The sequence below is a fragment of the Streptomyces sp. NPDC002690 genome, assembly GCF_053592415.1.
Window position 1 is genome coordinate 18975 of record NZ_JBSFVR010000011.1, and the last position, 23499, is coordinate 42473.

Sequence of the window (23499 nt, forward strand, 5' to 3'; positions counted from 1 at the left end):
CCGGGGAAGATGCGCGCATGACCGATCAGGCTCCCTCCGCAGTTCCCGCTCAGACGCTCGACGAGCCGCGCTCCGAAGCCGCCCCGGATCGAGAGTTCCTCCAGCGGGTGCGCCCGCCGCTTCTTCCTCCGAACCCGCCGGGTCTGGAGTGGCTCACCCAGGTGAACGGCGACCGGGCGGTGGCTCTGGAGCGGTTCGTCACGGACTGGTACCCCGCAGTGGACCCGGTCCAGTCCCGGCCGCCGGTCAGTGAGTCCGACCCACGTCCACCCAGCGCACTGAGAGTGCTGTACCGCCTCGCGGAGCAGCGGCCGGCCGTCCTCGGAACCCAGAACAGAATCCTGTCGGAGTCGGAGTCGTCCACCGACCACCTCGGGGAGATGCGGGTCTTCGGCGTCGAGAACCAGGGAGGCTTCACCTGGTCGCTCCTGTGGACGCTCGACGGACCCGAACCGGATCCGACTGTCTGGTTTCGCGAGACCGACGAAGCGCCGATTGCCGAACAGGAGCCGCTGAGCGGCTTCCTGATCCAGTTCTCCCTCTTCGAGGCCTCCATGGGTGCCGACTGCCATGCCGTGTCCCGCACCCTCACGGCGGCACAGGTCGAGCACGTCACCCGACCGCTGCACCAGGTGCCCCTCCGTCCTTTCTGGCCCTGGACGTCCACCCGCTTCTACGTTGCTCCCGGCCTCGTCGTGCAGGTCGGTAGCGAGGACGGCGAAGCGTTCGACGTCTGGGCCGGCGCCACTCACCGGAGCGCCTTGGCCCCCCTGGCAGGCCTCCCCGACTACTGGCGCCGCTTCGACGGCTGACCGCCGGGCGGGGGATCGGCCACCTTCGCGCGTACGGGGCCGCCCACCTGGCGATACGGCGAACGACATCGGCCGCGACACGCTCTAGCATCGTGCGATGACATTCCCACGGCTGGTCGCCACCGACCTCGACGGCACCCTCCTGCGACGGGACGGCAGCGTGTCGGACCGGACCCTGCGCGCGCTGCGGAGCGCCAGGGACGCCGGCGCGGAGATCGTCGTGGTCACCGCCCGGCCGCCCCGGTACCTCGACCGGCTCGTGGAGTCGACCGGGCTGACCGGCACCGCGGTGTGCAGCAACGGCGCGCTCGTCTACGACCTCGCCACCCGCACGGTCACTTCCACCCGGCCACTGGCCCTGCCCACCGCCCGGCTCGTCGCCGACCTCTTCGCGGCGGAACTGCCGGAGATCGCCTTCGGGATCGAGACCGGCGACCGGGCCTTCCTGGAACCCTCCTTCCTCCTGCGCTTCTCCGGCGACGACGAGGGGCTGTCCGTCCTCCCGTCCCGCGACGGGCTGTGGAACACCGGCCTGCCCCTCACCAAGCTGCTCGCCTGGTCGGAGCGGACCGACGCCGACACCCTGCTCACCACGATCGAGCGGGCGGCACCCGGACTCGCCCAGTACACGCACTCCGGCGGCCACGGGCTGCTGGAGATCAGCGCCCCCGGAGTCACCAAGGCGGGCACCCTGGCGATGCTCTGCGCGGAGCGCTCGCTCACCGCCGCCGACGTCGTCGCCTTCGGCGACATGCCCAACGACCTGGCGATCCTCCGCTGGGCCGGAGCCGGCTACGCCATGGCCAACGCCCACCCCGACGTCCTCGCCGCGGCCTCGCACCGCACGCTCTCCCACGAGGAGGACGGGGTCGCCGTCGTCCTGGAACGGCTGTACGGGCCGGCCGGCGCGGGGGAGGGGCTCACGGTCACGGCGGTCGTCACCGCCCCTTCCATCGGTGACGACCAGGACGGTGTCGCCGTCACCGCCTGACGGCCGTGCGACAGGGCCGCGGGGCCGCCCGTGGGGACGGGCGCCCGGCGGGGACGGCGAGGCCTCCGTGTCACGCGCGTACCAAGGTGCTGACAACGGCCCGCGCCCGCCCGTGAGGACGGCGAAAACACCCGTGACCCCCGCGCAACGGACAGGCAACCTCCCTCCCGCACGCTGGTGACAGGACGGTACGGACCCCTCGCCGCCCCGGCGAACACCCCGCCGCCGTCCCCGCCGTCGCCTCCCGGAACGGAACCCGCAGGCCCATGCAGCGCACCCGGCAGTTCGCCCGCCCCGTCCACGACACCTTCGGCGACAGCGCACGCCCCCCGGCCCTGGTCGCCGTGGCGCACGGCAGCCGGGACCCGCAGGCGGTCCGGACCGTGCTGCGTCTCCTGGACCGGGTACGGGAGACGCGGCCCGGCCTCGACGTGCGCCTCGGGCACATCGAGCTGAACCGACCGCTGCTGCCCGAGACGCTCGCGGAGCTCGGCGGCGGCTCGGCCGTCCTCGTACCGCTGCTGCTCGGCCGGGGGTACCACGTCAAGCACGACCTGCCCGCGCTCGCCGCCGCCGCGCCCGCCGTCCGTACCCGGATCGCCGCCCCGCTCGGCCCCCACCCGCTGCTGGTGGAGGCGCTGTACGGACGGCTTCTCGAAGCCGGGTGGCCCGCGGGACGGCAGCGGCCCGGGCGCGGGGACGCCGTGGTGCTGGCCGCCGCCGGTTCCCGCGACCCCGAGTCCGCCGCCGACACCCGGCGTACCGCCCGGCTGCTCGGCGAGCGGCTCGGCGGAGTGCCGGTGGTGGCCGCGTACGCTTCCGCCGCCACGCCCACCGTGCCCGTCGCGGTCCGCGCGCTCACCGCCCGGGGGTACCACCGCATCGCCGTGGCCTCGTACTTCACCGCGCACGGCCGTTTCGCGACGGCGGCGGCCGAGGCCGCCCCGGGCATCGCGGCGGCACCGCTGGGCGACCATCCCGCGATGGCCCGGCTGCTGTTGCACCGCTACGACCACGCGTGCGCCGACGCGGCTCCGGCGGAAGGCGGCCGACCGGCCGGCGAACCGCTCCTCGCGACCGCCTGACACCCTCCGGGGTCCGCGGTCCTCCGGCACAAGCACGGACCGCCCTCCGTGTCGATCACCGGGGGGTGGGACGCACTTCCGGCCGAAGCGTCACCGGCCGGGGACGCACGCACTCCGGCCCCCGGTACGGCCGGAGTTCAAACTCCCCGTTTCTGGCGCGTTCGGCACCCGGACACACATTCACCACCCCCACGTGCACATCCAGATCCCGGAGCATGGCGCCCGCCACTGGTTCGAGGAAAGGTGTGACGACATGGCGGACTGGGTGAAGGTCGCAGGCGGCCTCTCGGCAATCTCCGCGGGGTCCAGGACTACGGTGTGGGGTGTGAACGCGCTGAGCGCGATCTACCGGTACACCAACTACGACGGCAGCCCCTGGATCAACATCCCGGGCGCGCTGAGCGACATCGGCGCCGCCTCGGACGGCACGGTGTGGGGTGTCAACTCGGGCAACCAGATCTACCGCTACACCGGGGACCAGTCCACGGTGAACTGGGTGGGCATCAACGGCAGTCTGGTCCGCATCGACGCGGGCTCCCGGACGAACGTGTGGGGGGTGGACTCCGCGGGCGGCATCTACCGGTACACCAACCACGACGCCAACCCGTGGCTCAACATCCCGGGGTCGCTGAGCGACATCGGCGCGGCGGCGGACGGCACCGTGTGGGGCGTCAACAGCGCCAACCGGATCTACCGGTACACCGGGGACCAGGACCCCTCGGACCCGTGGGCGGACGTCGCGGGCAGCCTCAAGCGGATCGCGGTGGGCTCCCGGACGAACGTCTGGGGCGTGGACCCGGCCGGCAGCATCTACCGGTACACCAACAACGACGCGAGCGGCACCAACCCCTGGGTCAAGATCCCCGGTACCGCCACCGACATCGCCGCCGGGGCCGACGGCACCGCGTGGCACGTCAACAGCGCCGGGGACATCTTCCGCTACACCGGCGACCAGCCGAGCTGATCCCCCGCCGTGCGGGTCCCGGCCCCGCCCCCCGACGGGCCGGGACCCGCACGGAGACGGCACCACCACCCCCGGACGAAGGAACCGTGGACGAAGGATCCGCGGACGAAGAATCCCCCCATCCGTCCCGGCCCGTTGTCCGAGACGGTCGTTATGGTCGTCACCATGGACGGGACACACGGGATCGGTACGCACGGGACAGAACGCCACGGGACACGACACACCGACAGCACGGACCGGGACGTACGGGACGACAAGGGCCCGGGCGGACCCGGCACGGCCGCGCCGACGCCTTCGACGCCGCACCCCACGGCGCCCGCCGCCGGCCCGCCCCCGGGCTACACCCCCTCCGACACCGCACGCTGGGACACCGAGGCCGACAAACGCCCCGGCCGCACCGCCTTCCAGCGCGACCGCGCCCGCGTGCTGCACTCCGCCGCGCTGCGCAGGCTCGCCGGAAAGACACAGGTCGTCACCCCCGGCACCCGGGGCGCCGCCTGGGACGCCAGCCCGCGTACCCGGCTCACCCACTCCCTGGAGTGCGCGCAGGTCGGCCGGGAGCTGGGGGCGGTCCTCGGCTGCGATCCCGACCTGGTGGAGACGGCCTGCCTCGCGCACGACATGGGCCACCCGCCCTTCGGCCACAACGGCGAGCAGGCGCTCAACGAGTTCGCCGCCGACTGCGGAGGCTTCGAGGGCAACGCCCAGTCGCTGCGGCTGCTGACCCGGCTGGAACCGAAGCGGTTCGTCCGCGACCCGCGCACCGGCGAACCCGCCAGCGTCGGACTCAACCTCTCCCGGGCCGCGCTCGACGCCGCCACCAAGTACCCCTGGCCGCGCGGCGGGCACCCCACCGACCCGAAATCGGCCAAGTTCGGGGTGTACGAGGACGACCTGCCGGTCTTCTCCTGGGCCCGCGAGGGCGCCCCGACCGGCCGGACCTGCTTCGAGGCCCAGGTGATGGACTGGTCCGACGACGTCGCGTACTCCGTCCACGACTTCGAGGACGGCCTGCACGCCGGCCACTTCGTCCCCGCCCTGCTGCACGACCCGTCGGAACGGGAAGCGATCTGGGCGGCGGCCATCGGCCGGTACGTCCCGGCGGACACCGATCCGCAGGAACTGGCGGAGGCCCTGGACCGGCTCACCGGCCAGGAGTGGTGGCCGCACGCCTACGACGGCTCCGCCGTGGCCCAGGCGCGGCTGAAGGACGCCACCAGCCAGCTCATCGGCCGGTTCTGCCAGGCGGCCGAGACCGCGACCCGCGAGGTCCACGGCCCCGGCCGGCTCACCCGGTACGGTGCCGAGCTGGTCGTCCCCCGCGAGGTCGTCGCCGAGTGCGCGGTGCTCAAGGCGGTCGCCGTCCGGTACGTCATGCAGCGCACCGAACAGGCGGTGATCCGCGCCGATCAGCGCGTCGTCATCGCCGAACTCGCCGCCGCGCTCACCGCCCGGGCACCCGAGGGCCTGGAACCCCAGTTCCGCGCCCTGTACGAGACCGCGCCCGACGACCGTGCCCGCAAGCGCGTCCTGGTGGACCAGATCGCCGCCCTCACCGACGCCTCGGCGCGTTCCCTGCATCTCCACCTGACCGGGCGCGCCGCCTGACGCCGTGTCGTACGCGGGCCAACCGCCGTGCCTTCACGCGCCGTGACCTGCGGGGCGCGGCGGTCGCCCCCGGCGGTGGGGCGGATGATGTGCTGGCACACAGCCGGGCACGCAACCATGGGACACGCGCCGGGAGGGGCACACCCTCTTCCGCCCTCACCCTCCGTGCGGGAGGCTCGCAGGGTGAGGGCGTCGCGCAGTACGCACTGAGGAGGCAGCAAGTGGTGGACGCACACAGGACGTTCGTCATCGTCGGCGGAGGACTGGCCGGCGCGAAGGCGGCCGAGGAACTCCGCTCGCAGGGGTTCGACGGCCGGGTGATCCTGATCGGCGACGAGCTCGACCACCCCTACGAGCGGCCACCGCTCTCGAAGGGGTACCTCGCCGGAAAGGCCGAACGCGACAGCGTGTTCGTCCAGGAGAAGGCGTGGTACGCGGGCGCCGACGTGGAGCTCCACCTCGGTCAGCCGGTCACCTCCGTCGACCGGTACGCCCGTTCCGTCCAGCTCGGCGACAACACCGTCATCCACTACGACAAGTTGCTCCTCGCCACCGGCTCCGAACCGCGCCGGCTGCCCGTTCCGGGCACCGACCTGGTCGGCGTCCACCACCTGCGCCGCCTCGCCCACGCCGACCGGCTGCGCGGGGTGCTCTCCGCCCTCGGCCGGGACAACGGCCACCTGGTGATCGCCGGGGCCGGCTGGATCGGCCTGGAGGTCGCTGCGGCGGCCCGGGGCTACGGCGCCGAGGTCACCGTCGTCGAGCCCGAGCCGACCCCGCTGCACGGTGTCGTCGGCCCCGAGCTGGGCCAGATCTTCACCGACCTGCACAGCGACCACGGCGTCCGCTTCCACTTCGGTGCCCGCCTCACCGAGATCGTCGGCCAGGACGGCGTGGTGCTCGCCGCGCGCACCGACGACGGCGAGGAGCACCCCGCCCACCACGTGCTCGCCGCGATCGGCGCCGCCCCGCGCACCGGCATCGCCGAGGCCGCCGGGCTGGAGCTCGCCGACCGGGCGCACGGCGGCGGCATCGCCGTGGACGCCTCGCTGCGTACCTCGGACCCGCACATCTACGCCGCCGGGGACGTCGCCTCCGTCGAGCACCCGCTCTTCGGCACCCGGCTGCGCGTCGAGCACTGGGCCAACGCCCTGAACGGCGGCCCGGCCGCCGCCCGCGCGATGCTCGGGCAGCAGGTGACCTACGACCGGGTGCCGTACTTCTTCTCCGACCAGTACGACCTGGGCCTCGAATACTCGGGGTGGGCGCCGCCCGGCAGCTACGACCAGGTCGTCATCCGGGGCGACGCGCGCAAGCGCGAGTTCCTCGCCTTCTGGCTGCGCGACCGCCGGGTGCTGGCCGGGATGAACGTCAATGTGTGGGACGTCACGGAGACCGTCCAGGCCCTCATCACCGCCCGCGCCCAGCTCGACCCGGACGCCCTGGCGGACCCCTCGGTCCCTCTCGAATCCCTGCTCTGAGCGTTCCGTACGCCCGGGGGCCCGTCCCGTGCACGAAGAAGCGCCGGCATCTTTGTGTACGGGACATGCCACCGGCAACCCCGCATCGCACATGTGCTCCCGGCCGCTCCGGGACGCGCCTTTTGGCCCCGCCTCCCCGGCCAGGGCAGCAACCCCTCGCGCCCCCGTAGACTTCATCCGTGGCTGGCAGGATCAATGACGACGACGTGAAGGCGGTACGGGACGCGGTCCCGATCGACTCCGTCGTGTCCGAATACCTCCAGCTCAAGAACGCGGGCGGCGGAAACCTCAAGGGACTCTGCCCCTTCCACGACGAGAAGTCCCCCTCCTTCCAGGTCAGCCCCTCCAAGGGCCTGTTCCACTGCTTCGGCTGCCAGGAGGGCGGCGACACCCTCGCGTTCGTGATGAAGATCGACCACCTCACCTTCTCGGAGACGGTCGAGCGCCTCGCCGCGAAGGCGGGCATCACCCTGCGGTACGAGGAGGGCGGCTACAACCCCTCCCACCAGCGCGGTGAGCGCATCCGGCTGATCGAGGCCCACCAGGCCGCCGCGAAGTTCTACGTCGAGCAGCTCGACGGACCCGAGGCCGAGATCGGCCGCGCGTTCCTCGCAGAGCGCGGCTTCGACCAGGCCGCCGCCGCCCACTTCGGCGTCGGCTACAGCCCCGCCGGCTGGGACCACCTCACCCGCTACCTGCGCGGCAAGGGCTTCAGCGACAAGGAGCTCATCACCTCCGGCCTCTCCCAGGACGGCCGGCGCGGCCCGATCGACCGGTTCCGGGGCCGGCTGATGTGGCCCATCAGCGACACCGCCGGAGAGATCGTCGGCTTCGGCGCGCGCAAACTGCGCGACGACGACAACGGCCCGAAGTACCTGAACACCCCCGAGACCCCCATCTACAAGAAGTCGCAGGTCCTCTACGGCATCGACCTGGCCAAGAAGGACATCGCCAAGGCCAGCCGCGCCGTGGTGGTCGAGGGCTACACCGACGTCATGGCCTGCCACCTGGCCGGCGTCACCACCGCCATCGCCACCTGCGGCACCGCCTTCGGCAACGACCACATCAAGATCCTGCGCCGCCTCCTCATGGACAACGGCAGCGCCCGCGTGATCTTCACCTTCGACGGCGACGCGGCCGGGCAGAAGGCCGCCCTGCGCGCCTTCGAGGACGACCAGAAGTTCGCCGCCGAGACCTACATCGCCATCGCGCCGGACAGCATGGACCCCTGCGACCTGCGCCTGGTCAAGGGCGACGACGCCGTCCGCGACCTGGTCGAACCCCGCACCCCGCTCTTCGAGTTCGCGCTCCGCCAGATCGTCGCCCGCTACGACCTGGAGACCCCGGCCGGCCGCGCCGCCGCACTGGACGAGGCCGCGCCCGTCGTCGCGAAGATCAAGACGAGCAGCGTGCAGCGCGAGGTGGCCGTCCAGCTCGCCGGCCTCGTCGGCATCCTCGACCAGGAGTACGTCGTCCACCGCGTCCACCAGCTCGCCCAGTGGGCGCGCGGCCGGGGCGGCGACACCGGCAGGTCCGGGAACAAGCAGCGCCCCGGCGCCCGCCACCAGGACGTGGCGCCCGTCTCCCTCGTCACCTCCGGCCCCGCGCTCAACCTCCGCAGCCCCGCCCACCGCACCGAACGCGAACTCCTCAAGCTGGCCCTCCAGAAGCCCGCCCTGGTCTCGCCCGCCTTCGACGCGTACGGCTCCGACGAGTTCACCGCCCCGCCCTACGCGGCCGTGCGCGAGTGCATCGCCGAAGCCGGCGGCGCCGAACAGGGGGTCGCCGACCCCCGCGACTACCTGGCCGCCGTCCTGGACGTGACCCCGCACGACTCCGTCCGCAAGCTCGTCACCGAGCTGGCCGTCGAGGTCTTCCACGGCAAGTCCATCGACGAGTCCTACGCGGGCATGCAGCTCGTCCAGGTCCGGCTGCGCGCCGTGGACCGCCGGATCGCCGACGTGAACAGCAGCCTCGCCCGCCTCGGCTCCCAGGTCGCCCCCGACCACCTCGCCGCCGCCCAGAACGAGGTCTGGGTCCTCCAGCAGTACGCCCAGGCGCTCCGCAGCCACGGCACCGACGCCCTCTGACACCTTCGCCCCGCCCCGGGGCGGAGCGACGGCCCGGGGCGGCCGGAGCGGCTCCGCCCGGCCCCGTACCGGCTCCGCCCGGGTAACGAAAAAGTCGCCGCACGCCCCTCGTGGCGGCGTTGTGTCGTACGCCACACTGGGCAGCGGTGCCTGAGTCACCGGAGCGCGTCGGCCCACCGAGGGCGGACCCCCGTCACCGCGTTCCGGCAGCGATCACCTGGAGGTCGCCCCCGTGCAGACCCGGACCGTGACGAGTACGACGGACGATGTCCCCCCACGCACCCCCGCGTACGGCCCTGCGTACGCCCCCGCTCACGCCCCCGCGATTCCCCCGCAGAGCAGGGCCGCGCACCATCCGGAGAGCGGGGCCCGGCCGCCCGCGCCCCCCGCCCCGGACGTCGTGCTGGTGGAAGAGGACGACGAGGAGTCCGTTCCCGAGCCGCCCCGGAGCCGGACCACCGACCACACCGGGGCCGGATCGGACCTCCTGCGCCAGTACCTCCGGGAGATCGGACGCGTCCCGCTGCTGACCGCCGCCGAGGAGGTGGAGCTGGCCCGCCGCGTCGAAGCCGGGCTCTTCGCCGAGGAACGCCTCGCCGCGGCCCCCGACCCCGGCTTCCGGCTGGGGCGCGACCTGGACCGGATCGTCGTCCTCGGCCGCACCGCCAAACGCCGCCTCATCGAGGCCAACCTCCGGCTCGTCGTCTCCGTCGCCAAACGCTATGTCGGACGCGGCCTCACCCTGCTCGACCTGGTGCAGGAGGGGAACCTCGGGCTCATCCGGGCCGTCGAGAAGTTCGACTACACCCGGGGCTACAAGTTCTCCACCTACGCGACCTGGTGGATCCGCCAGGCCATGTCCCGCGCCCTCGCGGACCAGGCCCGCACCATCCGCGTCCCGGTCCACGTCGTCGAACAGATCAACCGCGTCGTGCGGGTACGCCGCCGGCTGCTCCAGGAACGCGGCTACGAGCCCGCGGCCGAGGAGGTCGGGGCCGAACTCGACCTCACCGCGGAGCGCGTCCGCGAGGTCCTGCGGCTCGCCCAGGAACCCGTCTCGCTGCACGCCCCCGTCGGCGAGGAGGAGGACGTCTGCTTCGGCGACCTCATCGAGGACGCCGACGCGGCCTCACCCGCCGAGTCGGCGACCTTCCTGCTGCTGCGCGAACACCTGGAAGCGGTGCTCTCCACCCTCGGCGAACGCGAACGCCGGGTCGTCCGGCTCCGCTACGGGCTGGACGACGGACGCTCCCGCACCCTGGAGGAGATCGGCACGCTCTTCGGCGTGACCCGGGAGCGCATCCGCCAGATCGAGGCCAAGACCCTCTCCAGGCTCCGCGGCCACGCCTACGCCGAACAGCTCCGCGGCTACCTCGACTGACCGGCCCCCCGGACCCCGGAAACGCCGGAGGGCGCCCCCGGACGGCGACACAGCCGTCCAGGAGCGCCCTCGGGCTCCGATCCACCCCGGCAGGGGCTCAGTCGACCTCGGCCAGCGCCTCGGCGAACTGAGCCGAGTACAGCCGCGCGTACGCCCCCTTCGACGCGAGCAGCTGATCGTGCGAGCCCTGCTCCACGATCGAACCGTTCTCCATCACCAGGATCACGTCGGCGTCCCGGATCGTGGAGAGCCGGTGCGCGATCACGAAGCTGGTCCGCCCGTGCGCCAGGCGCGCCATCGCCTTCTGGATCAGTACCTCGGTACGGGTGTCGACCGAGCTGGTCGCCTCGTCCAGCACCAGGATCACCGGGTCGGACAGGAACGCCCGCGCGATGGTGATCAGCTGCTTCTCGCCCGCGCTGACCCCGGTGCCCTCGTCGTCGAGGACCGTGTCGTACCCCTCGGGGAGCGTACGCACGAACCGGTCCGCGTGGGCCGCGCGGGCCGCCTCCTCGATTTCCTCCCGGGTGACCTCGCGCGCGGCGCCGTACGCGATGTTCTCCGCGATCGTCCCGCCGAACAGCCAGGTGTCCTGGAGGACCATCCCTATCCCGGACCGCAGGTCGTCGCGCGACATCCGCGCCACGTCCACGCCGTCCAGCAGAATCCGCCCGCCGGTCACCTCGTAGAACCGCATCAGCAGGTTGACCAGCGTCGTCTTGCCCGCACCGGTCGGCCCCACGATGGCAACCGTCTGCCCGGGCGCCACGTCCAGCGACAGACCCTCGATGAGCGGCTTCTCCGGGTCGTAGCGGAACGACACGTTCTCCAGCCGCACACTGCCCAGCAGCTCGGAGGGACGCTCCGCGTCCGCGGGGTCGGCGTCCTGCTCGTCGGCGTCCAGCAGATCGAAGACCCGCTCCGCCGACGCGACACCGGACTGGAGCAGGTTCGCCATCGACGCGACCTGCGTCAGCGGCATCGAGAACTGCCGCGAGTACTGGATGAACGCCTGTACGTCACCGATCGACAGCGAACCCGACGCCACCCGGAGCCCACCGACGACCGCGATCAGCACGTAGTTCAGGTTCGACACGAACATCATCAGCGGCTGCATGATCCCGCTGTTGAACTGCGCCTTGAACCCGGCGTCGTAGAGCGCCTCGTTCTCCTCCGCGAACCGCTCGGCCGACTCGTCCTGGCGGCCGAAGACCTTCACCAGGCTGTGCCCGGTGTACATCTCCTCGATGTGGGCGTTCAGCTTGCCCGTGACCTTCCACTGCTGGACGAACTGCGGCTGCGAACGCTTGCCCACCCGCGAGGCCACGACCACCGACAGCGGCACCGTGACCAGCGCCACCAGCGCCAGCAGCGGCGAGATCCAGAACATCATGACCAGCACGCCGACGATCGTCAGCAGCGAGTTGATCAGCTGCCCCATCGTCTGCTGGAGCGTCTGCGAGATGTTGTCGATGTCGTTCGTCGCCCGGCTCAGCACCTCACCGCGCTGCTTCTTGTCGAAGTACGACAGCGGCAGCCGCGACAGCTTCGTCTGGAGGTCCTCCCGGAGCTGGAACACCACCCGGTTGATCACCCGGATCGACAGTCGCGTCGACACCAGCATCAGCAGCCCGGCACCGACGTAGACCGCCAGCACCACCAGCAGCACGTGGCCCACCGCGGTGAAGTCGATGCCCTGCCCCGGAGTGAAGTCCACCCCGGACAGCAGGTCCGCCATCCCGCCGTCGCCCTGGTCCCGCAGATGCTGGATCGCCTGCGCCTTCGTGGTGCCCTCGGGCATGCTCCGCCCGATGACCCCGCCGAAGATCAGGTCCGTCGCCGAACCCAGGATCTTCGGCCCGACCACCGACAGCCCCACGCTCAGCACACCCGCGCAGAGCATCAGGTACAGCGAGGACTTCTCCGCGCTGAACCGCCCCAGCAGCCGCTTCGTCGACCCCTTGAAGTCGGCAGACTTCTGTACGGGCCCGCCGCCCATCATCCGTCCGCCCGGCCCGGCCATTACGCCGCCTCCGCTTCCGTCAGCTGGGAGAGAACGATCTCCCGGTACGTCTCATTGCCGTCCATCAGCTCGCGATGGGTGCCCGTGCCCACGACCCGCCCCTCGTCCAGGACGAGAATCCGGTCGGCCTCGCGGATGGTCGACACCCGCTGCGCGACGATCACCACCGTCGCGGCGGCAGTCTCCCGCGCCAGCGCCGCGCGCAGCGCCGCGTCGGTCGCGTAGTCGAGCGCCGAGAACGAGTCGTCGAAGAGGTAGATCTCCGGCTTGCGCACCAGCGTCCGCGCGATCGCGAGGCGCTGACGTTGACCACCGGAGACGTTGGTACCGCCCTGGGCGATCGGCGCGTTCAGACCGTTCTCCAGCAGCTCCACGAACTCCTTGGCCTGCGCCACCTCCAGCGCGTGCCACAGCTCCTCGTCGGTCGCGTCCGGGTTCCCGTACCGCAGGTTCGACGCCACCGTCCCCGAGAAGAGGTACGGCTTCTGCGGGACCAGGCTCACCGTCTTCGCCAGCAGCGCCGCGTCCAGCGTCCGCACGTCCGTGCCGTCGACGAGGGCCTCGCCCTCCGTCACGTCGAACAGCCGCGCCACGAGCCCGAGCAGCGTCGACTTCCCGCTGCCCGTCGACCCGATGATCGCGGTCGTCTCCCCGGGCCGGGCCACCAGGTCCACCGAGCGCAGCACCGGCTCCTCGGCACCCGGGTAACGGAACTCCGCACCCCGCAGCTCCAGATGGCCGTGGCGGCGTAGCTCCGTCACCGGGGCGACGGGCGGCACCACGCTGGACTCGGTCTCCAGGACCTCGTCGATACGCTCCGCGCAGACCTCCGCGCGCGGCACCATCATGAACATGAAGGTGGCCATCATCACGGACATGACGATCTGCATCAGATAGGACAGGAACGCCGTCAGCGCGCCGATCTGCATCCCGCCGCTGTCGATCCGGTGCGCGCCGAACCACACCACCGCGATCGACGACACGTTCACCACGGTCATCACCGTCGGGAACATCAGCGACATCAGCCGGCCCGTGGACACCGCCACGTCGGTCAGCTCGGTGTTCGCGCCGCGGAACCGCTTCACCTCGTACCCGTCGCGCACGAACGCACGGATCACACGGTTGCCGGTGATCTGCTCACGCAGCACCCGGTTCACCGTGTCGAGCCGCTTCTGCATCGTGCGGAACAGCGGCCGCATCTTCCGGACGATCAGACTCACCGCGATGCCCAGCAGCGGCACCACGGCCAGCAGCACGGCGGAGAGCGGCACGTCCTGGCCCAGCGCCATGATGACCCCGCCGACGCACATGATCGGCGCGGACACCATCAGCGTGAACGTCATCAGGACCAGCATCTGGATCTGCTGGACGTCGTTGGTCGTACGGGTGATCAGCGAGGGAGCCCCGAACCGGGCGACCTCCCGGGCGGAGAACGACTGCACCCGGTCGAAGACCGAGGCCCGCAGGTCACGGCCGAGCGCGGAAGCGGTCCGCGCCCCGAAGTAGACGGCACCGATGTTGCAGACGACTTGGAGGACGCTGACGGCGATCATCACGCCGCCGTACTCCAGGATGTAGCCCGTGTCGCCCTTCACGACACCGTTGTCGATGATGTCGGCGTTCAGGCTGGGCAGGTAGAGCGAGGCGCAGGTCTGCAGCAGCTGGAGGAACACCAGCAGCAGGATCGGCCTTCGGTAAGGGCCCAGGAAGGACCTGAGCAGTTTTATGAGCACGCGTGTCTCTCGGGTCGGCGACGGCAGAGGCCGAACCATCTTGCCGTGCCCGTCTCCGTCGGGACGAACGGATTTCCCCAAGCCGAGGTCAAGAAGCGGTGCTAGGGCCACGGCTCCCGTCAGTCCGTACCGGCCTCCGTGCCAGGCCCGTCGAGCTCGAAGGCCCCCGGGTGGATCTGGTCGCGCGTCGCCTCGTACTGCTGACGCACCGCACGCCCCACCGGCAGCTCCTCGCCCGGCTCCAGCACCTGCGCCGCCGCCCCCTGCCAGGCCGGGGGAGTACCGGGGTCGAGTCGGCCCTGCGAGACCCCCAGCGCCCACGCCGCCTGCCGCGCCGCGCCCAGCGCCGCGTACTGCGCGGGCTGCGGCACGACGACCTGCGTACCGAAGACCGCCGGTGCCATCGCGCGTACGGCGGGCAGCTCGGCCGCCGCGCCCAGCAGGAACACCCGGCGCACCTGCACCCCGCGCCTGCGCAGCACGTCGAGCGCGTCGGCCAGCGAGCAGAGCATCCCCTCGAACGCGGCCCGCGCCAGGTGCTCCGGCTTCATCGACTCGCGCCGCAGCCCGCAGAGCGTGCCCGCCGCGTGCGGGAGCTGCGGGGTCCGCTCGCCCTCCAGGTACGGGAGCAGCACCAGACCCGAGGAACCGGGCGTCGACTTCAGCGCCAGCGCCGACAGCTCCTCCAGCCCGCCGTCGAGCCCGAGCATGTCGGCGGTGCCGCGCAGGGCCCGTACCGCGTTGGAAGTGTGCACCACCGGCAGGTGCATCCCGGTCGCGTCGGCGAAGGAGGTGATCATCCCGCGCGGATCGGCCAGTGCCTCGTGGTGCACCGCCATCACGGACCCGGAAGCCCCCAGCGACACCACGGCGTCCCCGACCGCCACGCCGAGCCCGAACGCCGCCGCCATCGTCTCGCCGGTACCGGCGGAGATCAGCAGCCCCTCGGGGGTCCTCCCGGCCGCGTCGGACGGGCCCAGCACCTCGGGCAGCGCGGCCTGGTGGCCGAGCGCCAGCTCCACGAGGTCGGGCCGGTAGGAGGACGTGCGCGCCGACCAGTACCCCGTACCGGAGGCGGCACCCCGGTCGGTGGTCCGCCGCGCGGGGCGGCCGAGCAGCTGCCACACCAGCCAGTCGTGCGGCTGGAGGACGGCCGCCACGCGCTGGGCGTTCTCCGGTTCGGTCCGGGCCAGCCACCGCAGCTTCGCCACCGGCTGCGCGGCCTGCGGTACCGCTCCGACCGCCTCGGCCCAGGGCTGCCGCCCGCCGAGCCCGTCGATCAGATCCGCCGCGGCGACCTGCGCCCGCCGGTCGTTGCCCACCAGCGAGGGACGGACGGGATTGCCCTGCCGGTCCAGCGCCACCAGCCCGTGCTGCTGCGCTGCGACCCCGATCGCCTCGACGTTCTCCAGCAGCCCGCCGCCCGCCGCCTCACCGAGGGAGAGGAGCCACGCCTGTGGATCGACCTCCACGGCCTTCGGCTCGACCGGATGTGCGGCGTACCCCTGCCGCAGCACGGCACCCGTGTCCGTGTCGCAGACGACGATGTGTGTGAAGGCGGCGGAACTGTCCAAGCCGGCGACTATGCCCATGTACGGATTCTGCCGCATCGAGCGGCCTTTCCCGCAACCGCCTCCGGGCTTCCCGCACAACGCCTCCGGCCCCCGCGGTGTGCGGGGGCCGGAGGCGGCCGGTGCGGCGCGGGGGCCGGAGGCGTTGTGCGTCAGGTGTTGGTGGTGCCCCAGTCGTCCTCGACGCCGTTGTGCCCGGCGCGCTCCCGGAGCGACCGCACCCGGTCGGCCACCGAGGCGGGCACCCGGTCCCCGACCTTCTCGCCGACCTTCTCGCTCACCGAGTGGTACGCCTTGCCCGCGTACTCCCGGCCGCTCTGAGCGGCGGACTCCACGGTGTTCCGCACGGCGGGGTTCTCGGCGACCTGGCGGGCGGACTTCTTCAGCTGCTCGTAGCGCTCCCGGCCGGCCCGCGTGCCGAGCACGTAGCCGAGAGCGAGGCCGGCGATGAACGTGAGCCGGTACCGCATGGCAGTCACCCTTCGTTCTGCGTTCGCTGCGTGGGACGTTCGCTGTGCGGGACGTCTGCTCCCCGCCTACCCGGAGGCGCCCGAGATCACCCCGGGGCATACCGATTGGCGAAGCACCCCCCTGCTTGCGCTAATGTATGTGTCGCAGCGAGAGCGCGCCGCCCGGCAGTAGCCAGGCAGGTACGATTTCGAGGCAACGCAGCAATCCCCTGTAGCTCAATTGGCAGAGCAGCCGGCTGTTAACCGGCAGGTTACTGGTTCGAGTCCAGTCGGGGGAGCGCGGTCCCCTGTAGCTCAATTGGCAGAGCATTCGGCTGTTAACCGGAGGGTTACTGGTTCGAGTCCAGTCGGGGGAGCCAACGGAAGAGGACCCTTCGGGGTCCTCTTCCGCGTTGTGGGGACCGCCGTGGTCCGAGGTGGAGGCCGTACCGTGTTCCGCGTCGGGGCCCGTACGGTGGTCCGCGCTGTGGGCCTCGTCACTCGCCGGCCGCCCCGAGCCCTTCCGGCACCTCTCCCGTGACACGTTCGGGTTGCTTTCCGGCCGCCCGGAACCGGGCAGCACGCAGCGCGGTCCTCAAGATCAAGCGAAGTCGACCAGCCGCAGCGAGAGATCGTATGACCGGCTATGCTGCGGCAGACGGCGCGCACACTTGTACGCGCCACGCCGAAACGGGGCGGTAGCTCAGCCGGTTAGAGCAGCGGACTCATAATCCGTCGGCCGTGGGTTCGAGTCCCACCCGCCCCACCGAGCTTCCCCAGGCAGAATCGTTCTGACCTGGGGATTCGCGGCTTCCGGGCCTTTCGCGTGTGGCGTTTGCCTCGCGGCGGTGTGGCGAATGTGGGTCTTCGCGCACCGAAGATGAGCTCTGAACGGCTTTGACCTGGGGTTTTGTAGCGACGCCTCTGTGGGAGCGTCGTAGAACGATCCCATGGTCGTGCGCTGGGGCGGTCGCGTCGATCGGAGCAGCGATCTGCTCGGCCTGGCACACAGGCGGATGCCGACCCGGGCGGCGTCGATCTCCTCGGCCACCGCCCTGGCGACTCCAACGACGAGGCGGAAGCGGTTGTCGGCCGAGTCGACGACCTCAAATCCAGGAAGCAACCCCCTAATTCATCGACGGCCCCCTCCCGCAGTAGCCGCCCATGGGGGCCGACTGGCTCACGTCACCTGCTCAGGGGCCGCCACTGCCCGGCAGTACTGTCGGGCACAGATGTGCTCGATGCGGGCGGTCGAGTCGTCCGTGCGGAGGACAAGTACGAATTCGCAGCCCCCGACCATTCCGTTCTCCTTGGCCAGCACCCGCAGGCTGGACAGCTGGGCCGCACTTGTCGCCCGCTTAAGGGTGATCGGCGTCGGGTGACCAGCCACGGAGAACGTTCTGACCATGGGAGCCTGCCGCATTCCGAGCTGCCATGTAAGCCAGCTGCTGACGATGACGCCGCTGCCGCGGAGGATGTCTTTGTCCACCGTGAGCCGGACCCCGAGCACGTTTCCGGCAGGATCGGCGGCCATCGTGGCCGGCTGCGCCGGCTCACTCTCCTCGATCGGAGTGGCTCCACGGGCGACAAGATCGATCGATCCGTCTCCAGTCATGCCCACCCTGTCGTCCAGCAGACACTGCTGGAGGCGCCACAGCGTGACGGGGTACCGCTCGCCGACCTTGACGAACAGGGCGTCCTTCGGCAATGGTCCCAGTTCGGTCAGCACGGCGACGAAGGCGTCCACGGCGTTCGCGTACGGAGTCACGTTCAGGTGTGGCCATTCGGTCAGGGCCCACTTTCCCTCCAGCCGGAGCTGGATGAACCTCTCGTCGCGCCTGAGCGCTTCGACGACGGCAGCCCTCCGCTTGATCCCAGTCGGTTCGAGCAGGTCCTCAGCTGGGCAGGGCTCGCCATTCGCCAGCAGGTAAAGGTATGCCGCGTCTCTACCGCGGGCTCGACGACGTAGCCAAGATCCATCGAGGCCAGACACAAGGGGACTCTTCGAGTGCCCAAGCAGCTCCAACACCGGAACATTGTCCGGCACACCGGCCGACGCGAAGGTCACCGCGACATCCTCCCCACGCAGCGGTGCCTCCTCCACTCCTGCTCGCAGTAGAACCTCCAAGGCGTTCGGATTGCGCGTCCACCAGCCATGGAGACGACCAGCCCAGGTCAACGGAGGTTCAGCCCCCGCAGCCTGGACGAGAAGCCCCACACTGATGTGTTCGCGTACGCCCAGCGCCGCAGCCAGTTCGGACTCGGGTACCGCCGGGCTGACCGTCAGAGCCATGAGCCGATCACGCCAGTCGGGGACGAACGCGTCCGCGTAGCCGGAGAGGCGCTCCTGTGCCTTCACCAGCAGTTGACGAGCCCTTTCGCGACTCATCTCATGCTGCTGACCGATACTCCCGAGCGTTTCTCCGCGGGCGCGGTCCTCGACGATGCGCCGTGACCGGGGAGGTAGAGCCAGCCAAGCTGCGCCAAGCCAGTCGTCGACAACCCCGGTCCTCGCGCCGTCCCCGTCAGCCATCGGTGACATGCGCGCTGATCAGTCCGAGCCGGTGCGCGATCCGTTGGTTGGTCGCCTTCTGTTCCGGGGTGATCTTCCGAACAAAGGAGTCCACCGTGCAGATGACCCAGGGCAACCCGTCGCCGCCAGCTTGTGCTGCGATGGCCGCCCACGCGAGGTGCTTGAAGTCGCGCATCGGAGCCCAGGCAAAACGTTGCTCCGTCTCCTCGTCGTCTTCGTAGCGAATCTTCACGCAGAGCGGCTTGATGGCGAGCGTCTCGAGGTCGACTTCCCAACCGGGACCGAGCGCCCGCACGACGAGCTCGCTGACCGGAGTGGAGGGCTTGGCCACGAGCGGAGCCCACTTACCAACTCCGTAGGTGGCCCGGACATATTCCTTCATGGGCCTGTCCTTGAGCCACGGCCGAATCTTCTCGGTCTTCCCGATGAAGGGCAGGAGCCGTCCCCCGATCGCCGGGTCGGACGTCCACTCCACGTAGTGACGGGTGCGGTCCGCATCCGGCAGGTAGATCCAGTTGAGGTCGGCCATCCGCTTGTAGAGGAGGCGCACGACTTCTTCTTCGAGGTCGGTGGGGATCGCGTAGTTGCTCATTCGATTCCTCTCGTCAAAGGGAACTGCAGGCGGACCTCGTCCGCCTGGGTCTCAAGGTTCGCCGCGTCCTGGATCCAGTGGTCCATCAGGGACCCGACGGTCTCGTCGCTGAACTGGATTCGGGAGGCGTACGGCAGACGGACGCGCAGGTGTTCGCTCTCCTCGACTTCCTGCGCCTCAAGCGATCGCCGGAGTTCCAGGGTCGCCGCAACCCTCCGGATGTCGGTCACGAAGTCGAGGACCCGCAGTGCTTCCTTGCCGGGGCTGAGCCGAAGCCCGCGCCCAAGTTGCTGGACGAAGATCCGCCGGCTGTGCGTGACACGCAGGAAGGCGATGAGGTTGACGTCCGGAACATCCACCCCCTCGTTGAAGACGTCGACGCACGTGATCACTGGCACCCGACCGAGCCGAAACTCGTTGAGCAGCACCTGGCGCCGTTGCCGCGGGAGCGCGCTGTGAAGGAAGGACGCGTTGGACCAAGCCGAGTCGGACGCGGCGAACAACCGAGCCATATGCTCGGCGTGTTCGATGGTTTGACAGAAGACGATGGCCCTCGGGTCGACCGTCGTTCGCCATGCCTCGCGGAAGTGCTCGACGATCTCCTCGTCGCGTTGCGGCAGGAACAGAGACTTGTTGAGATCCTTGATCGACTGGCCATGCGCGCTGGCGTCCCTGACCACGTCCCAGTCAACATTGTCGACGTACAGCCGGTAGTCGACAGCTGACAGATAGCCAGCGGCCATGCCCTCCGCGATGCCCATCTTGAAGCTCGGGTACCCGAAGCGAGAAGTGATGTCAAACTTGTCGCCACGCCAGGGCGTTGCCGTCACCCCGAACTGCTCAGCATCCCCACACAGATCGAGCAATTCCGCAAACCTGCCGGTCTCGGCCACGTGATGGGTTTCATCGATCATGATCACATCGGGTCGATAGCCCACACGTACGGCACTCAAGACGGACTCGACGGTTCCGACGACGACTCCGTCGAGGCTCTCCGGCCGGCTATCCCCCGTGAGCAGGCGTGTTGGAACCGACTTGGGGATGTGCCGCCACATCGCCTTCTCAAGCTGCGCGACGAGATCCTTCATATGGGCGACGACAAGGATCTTCGCGTCCGGGTTGGCCCTGAGATGACGACCGATGATCTCTCCGCCCACCACCGTCTTGCCGAGTCCTGTCGCGAGCACGAGTAGGGCGGTGCCGTTCGCGTCGAGGTCGCGGATCACGGCCTCGGCCGCTGCCGCCTGATAGGGACGCAGTGCGTACTTCGCGGGAACCGTCTCGGGCATCCGGTCACCGATGGATCCAAGAGTCGCTCCATGCCACAGGCTGATGGGTACGCCGACACCGTTGAGTGCCGCGCTGCGGGCGGCCGCCACCGTGTTGATGTCGGTGTTGGTCACCAGGACGGCCTTGTCGGCGCGGTAGCGCGCGTGGGCCCGCTCCAGATCGTCCACGCCACCGCGATCGACCTTCCCGCCCGACTTCCACTTGCACTGGAAAACCCACTGTTCCCGCCCACGTACGGCCAGAAGATCCGCGCCGTGGTCGCCAGCTCCGTCGATGACGCGCACGTCGTTGAAGCCAAGGTGCCAAAGCGCCCGCTCCGTGGCATGTGTGAGACCTGCGGGCCCTCCCCTCAACAGCTCTTCCGTCGTGAGGAAGACGGCGGTCACTTCTCCTCCGCGAGGTCGTCGGCCAGCAGGCGAATACTCAGCCTCGTGCGCAGCAGCTGATTCGGGAGACTGGTCCCCGCGAAAGTCGCCTGCGTGGCTACGTCGGAGAGGTAACCGACGGTGCGAGCCAGGCTGAGCCGCCGCGCGGAGGCGGAGGCGACGCCCTCATAGACACCCTGGAAGACGCGGTTGTCCATGAACGCTGACGGCAGAGACTCGACGAGACGGACCAGGAACAGCGCCGGAACGTGGAGCAGGAACTCACCGTTCGTACCGAGGTCGGCCGTACGGGTCACCTTGCCGTTGGCGATCATGGCGTGCTCGGTCGCCGTGAGTTCGTCCGGCGAGAGGAATTGATACGCCTTCTCCGCGTCGCCGGTGCGGTCCAGCTCCGACACCATGCGGTGACGGATCTCGGCAAGGAGTTCCTGCGCCTCGGCGCTGATCAGCTGAGCGTCCAGGGCGGTGGCGGGCAGCGACTCAGCCCGGATCGCCGCGATGAGTTCGGAGTGGCTCCACTCCGTCTCCGCCCGCACCCTGAGCAGCACCGCGACCTCGGCGAGCAGCAGGTCGGCCGGGTCCGCACCGAACTTTTGGAAGATCGAATGCTCGAGATCGAGGAACGCTACAAGGGTGTTGCCAGCGCGCTGATCGAGCAGGACGGGGGTGCGATGCAGGTTCTCGTCGGTCAGGCCGCCGGCCGTCAGCTGACGCGTCTCGACCTCGACGAAGCCGACGCGCGGGTGACCGAAGGAGCGGCTGAGCGCCGGGTAGGTGGTGGAGCTCTCCATGTAGCGCGTGACACGCTCCTGTCTGGTCTCCGGACGCTGCTCCGAAGCTGGCGCGGAGGAAGCGGAGCCGCCGAGGCCCTTCGGTGACTGCGCCTCGGCGGTGAGCTTCGACATGTTCTCATCGCTCGCGGGAGTGCTCGGCTCGCCGGTCCACGTCCCGCCGAAGCCAAGGGCTTCCATCACCGCCGACTCGTCGGGCCTCCCCGGGGTAACGGCGGCCGCCTTCGCGTTCTTGCCTCCGCTCTTGGCGGCCTCGTGATCCTCGACCGCCTGCCACCAGCGCTCGTCGGTCTGGTAGTCGGGGTTGCCTCGGCGGAACTCCTGTCCCCACCGGCGGGTGTCATCGTGAATCGGCTTACGTCCGTCACCGGGGACCAGGTAGCGGCGACCGGCATCGTTACGGCGGAATGCCTTGAAGAGGAGGGCGAGCGGGCTGCCGTTCTCCTCGTAACCCATGTCCGCCGCGCGTCGGGGCAGCAGCGGCGCGACTCCCCTCACGATCTCGACCGCCGAGCGCCAACTGCGGTCCCCGTACTCGAAGGCGTCCTTCTGATACGTGACCGGAACGTGGTCGAGGTGGATCTCTCCGATGATGCGGCCGCCCTGATGGGCGAGGTCCACCGGATACTCCGGTTCCTCGTTGCCCGCTGCCCCGTCAGGGTTGCGCCAGGTGAACAGCTGCTTGTCCCAGCGCAGGATCTTGCGGCCGTTGCGCAGGAAGTCGATCCCGTAGTCGTTCTTGTGCATGTACCGCTGAATACCGAGCCACCCGTGCACGCGGCGCTCGCGTTCGGTGAGCCGGTTACTCCCGCAGTCCTCGCAGGTGTCACGATCCGTGAGCTGCCACTGACCGCAGTCGCCGCAGGCGAGACCGTTTTCCAGCTCCTGGTCGATCTTGATATAGGCGGGGATGCGCTCCTTGTTGTTGTAGAGAACGGAGCGATCGTCTCCCCAGCGGCAGTGCCGTACGGGCTTCACCTGGAAGCCGCCGATCCACAGCTCGAACGGACGCTCCAGGAGCAGCCAGGAGTAGACCTGCCCCAGGATGTTGCGAAGCGCCGAGCCGTTCTTCCTCAGCCACGCAGCGCGAGTGGGGTGTAGGCGGCTGATGACGATGCGGGTGCCGTGCTCGTTGGGATCGACCTTCGGCTCCGTGATGTCCTCGGCTTCGAAGTCGTCTCCGATGCGGTCGAGGTCAATCTCCACACCGATCCACTCGGTGTCGCCCTGGCGAGTGGTCAGGACGCGCGTGCGCTTGCCGAGCCGCGCCGTCGAAACGTTGAATCCCATGCCAAAAAGGCCGAGCTTGTCGTGCATGTCGTTGCCCGACCAGCCGGCCCGCACGGCCCGCTCCAGCCGGTCATACGTCATGCCGCGTCCCGTGTCGGTGATCACAAGCTGACCCTGGGCCGAGTCGGGGAGCTCGACGCTCACCCGATACCCGCCCGCCCAAGGGGTTCCGGAGCGATGGATCTCGGTGAAGTCGTCGAAGGCGTTGTCGATCAACTCCGCGATGCACTGCCACTCGTCGAACTCGATCTCACCGAGCATGCGCAGCACACGTGCGGAAGGAGTGATCTTCATTGGTGGGCGGATCCCCTGTCATCGTCTCGCGCGGGCACGCCGAAGGAGGCCCTACCGCGGGCCGCGTTTCGGTGCGCGGCTTGGAAGAGCCGTCGTACGCGTGATGAAGACACTAGAGGGTGCGACTGACAATGC

16 protein-coding genes and 3 tRNA genes are annotated in these 23499 nt (G+C 70.1%); 11 read left to right on the forward strand and 8 right to left on the reverse strand.

Translation table 11 applies throughout. From position 1 onward, the window contains the following. The first annotated feature begins 17 nt into the window (after window positions 1-17). From ACWD3D_RS03065 to ACWD3D_RS03100, 8 genes are all read left to right on the forward strand, one after another. The gene (locus ACWD3D_RS03065; RefSeq protein ID WP_451459169.1) at window positions 18-812 is read left to right on the forward strand and encodes a hypothetical protein; all 795 of its coding nucleotides are present in this window, start codon (window positions 18-20) and stop codon (window positions 810-812) included. Between the two features lie 97 nt (window positions 813-909). After that, complete coding sequence (locus ACWD3D_RS03070) at window positions 910-1803, forward strand: HAD family hydrolase (RefSeq protein WP_451459170.1); 894 nt, start codon at window positions 910-912, stop codon at window positions 1801-1803. Window positions 1804-2069: 266 nt separating this feature from the next. Next, window positions 2070-2888 carry a sirohydrochlorin chelatase gene (locus ACWD3D_RS03075; protein WP_451459171.1) on the forward strand — a complete coding sequence of 273 codons (819 nt, stop codon included), beginning with the start codon at window positions 2070-2072 and terminating at the stop codon, window positions 2886-2888. A 253-nt stretch (window positions 2889-3141) separates the two neighbouring features. Continuing rightward, on the forward strand, window positions 3142-3852 hold the full coding sequence (locus ACWD3D_RS03080) for a tectonin domain-containing protein (RefSeq protein WP_451459172.1): 711 nt from the start codon (window positions 3142-3144) through the stop codon (window positions 3850-3852). A 165-nt stretch (window positions 3853-4017) separates the two neighbouring features. Then, entirely contained in the window at window positions 4018-5460 is a 1443-nt protein-coding gene (locus ACWD3D_RS03085; protein ID WP_451459173.1) for a deoxyguanosinetriphosphate triphosphohydrolase, read from the forward strand. 221 nt (window positions 5461-5681) lie between these two features. Continuing rightward, complete coding sequence (locus ACWD3D_RS03090; protein ID WP_451459174.1) at window positions 5682-6941, forward strand: NAD(P)/FAD-dependent oxidoreductase; 1260 nt, start codon at window positions 5682-5684, stop codon at window positions 6939-6941. Between the two features lie 179 nt (window positions 6942-7120). Continuing rightward, on the forward strand, window positions 7121-9031 hold the full coding sequence (gene dnaG, locus ACWD3D_RS03095; RefSeq protein WP_451459175.1) for a DNA primase: 1911 nt from the start codon (window positions 7121-7123) through the stop codon (window positions 9029-9031). A 232-nt stretch (window positions 9032-9263) separates the two neighbouring features. Continuing rightward, a complete protein-coding gene (locus tag ACWD3D_RS03100) occupies window positions 9264-10412 on the forward strand; it encodes an RNA polymerase sigma factor (protein ID WP_451459176.1) in 1149 nt (382 codons plus the stop codon). 97 nt (window positions 10413-10509) lie between these two features. Here ACWD3D_RS03100 and ACWD3D_RS03105 read toward each other — a convergent pair whose 3' ends face one another. The 4 genes from ACWD3D_RS03105 to ACWD3D_RS03120 form a co-directional block, all read right to left on the reverse strand. Further along, window positions 10510-12435 carry an ABC transporter ATP-binding protein gene (locus tag ACWD3D_RS03105; RefSeq protein WP_451459177.1) on the reverse strand — a complete coding sequence of 642 codons (1926 nt, stop codon included), beginning with the start codon at window positions 12433-12435 and terminating at the stop codon, window positions 10510-10512. Then, the gene (locus tag ACWD3D_RS03110; RefSeq protein WP_451459178.1) at window positions 12435-14168 is read right to left on the reverse strand and encodes an ABC transporter ATP-binding protein; all 1734 of its coding nucleotides are present in this window, start codon (window positions 14166-14168) and stop codon (window positions 12435-12437) included. The genes ACWD3D_RS03105 and ACWD3D_RS03110 overlap by 1 nt, the downstream gene beginning before the upstream one ends. Before the next feature lie 119 nt (window positions 14169-14287). Next, entirely contained in the window at window positions 14288-15760 is a 1473-nt protein-coding gene (locus tag ACWD3D_RS03115; protein ID WP_451459179.1) for an FGGY family carbohydrate kinase, read from the reverse strand. 131 nt (window positions 15761-15891) lie between these two features. Continuing rightward, window positions 15892-16209: a YtxH domain-containing protein gene (locus ACWD3D_RS03120; RefSeq protein WP_451459180.1), complete on the reverse strand. Its 318-nt coding sequence runs from the start codon at window positions 16207-16209 to the stop codon at window positions 15892-15894. 205 nt (window positions 16210-16414) lie between these two features. Here ACWD3D_RS03120 and ACWD3D_RS03125 point away from each other — a divergent pair. The 3 genes from ACWD3D_RS03125 to ACWD3D_RS03135 all read left to right on the forward strand — a co-directional run bounded on the left by ACWD3D_RS03125 (window position 16415) and on the right by ACWD3D_RS03135 (window position 16954). Next, window positions 16415-16487, forward strand: a tRNA-Asn gene (locus ACWD3D_RS03125). Between the two features lie 5 nt (window positions 16488-16492). Then, window positions 16493-16568, forward strand: a tRNA-Asn gene (locus ACWD3D_RS03130). A gap of 312 nt (window positions 16569-16880) precedes the next feature. Beyond that, window positions 16881-16954, forward strand: a tRNA-Ile gene (locus ACWD3D_RS03135). Window positions 16955-17368: 414 nt separating this feature from the next. Here the strand turns inward: ACWD3D_RS03135 and ACWD3D_RS03140 are convergent. From ACWD3D_RS03140 to ACWD3D_RS03155, 4 genes are read right to left on the reverse strand one after another with little or no spacing between them, the layout of a single operon-like run. Further along, window positions 17369-18721, reverse strand: a complete 1353-nt coding sequence (locus ACWD3D_RS03140) for a sigma factor-like helix-turn-helix DNA-binding protein (RefSeq protein WP_451459181.1) — start codon at window positions 18719-18721, stop codon at window positions 17369-17371. Continuing rightward, window positions 18714-19313, reverse strand: a complete 600-nt coding sequence (locus tag ACWD3D_RS03145; protein ID WP_451459182.1) for a hypothetical protein — start codon at window positions 19311-19313, stop codon at window positions 18714-18716. Before ACWD3D_RS03145 ends, ACWD3D_RS03140 begins: the two co-directional genes overlap by 8 nt. After that, window positions 19310-20989, reverse strand: coding sequence for a DEAD/DEAH box helicase family protein (locus tag ACWD3D_RS03150; RefSeq protein ID WP_451459183.1), 1680 nt, complete (start codon window positions 20987-20989; stop codon window positions 19310-19312). Before ACWD3D_RS03150 ends, ACWD3D_RS03145 begins: the two co-directional genes overlap by 4 nt. Continuing rightward, a complete protein-coding gene (locus ACWD3D_RS03155; protein WP_451459184.1) occupies window positions 20986-23364 on the reverse strand; it encodes an ATP-binding protein in 2379 nt (792 codons plus the stop codon). Before ACWD3D_RS03155 ends, ACWD3D_RS03150 begins: the two co-directional genes overlap by 4 nt. Window positions 23365-23499 lie beyond the last annotated feature (135 nt).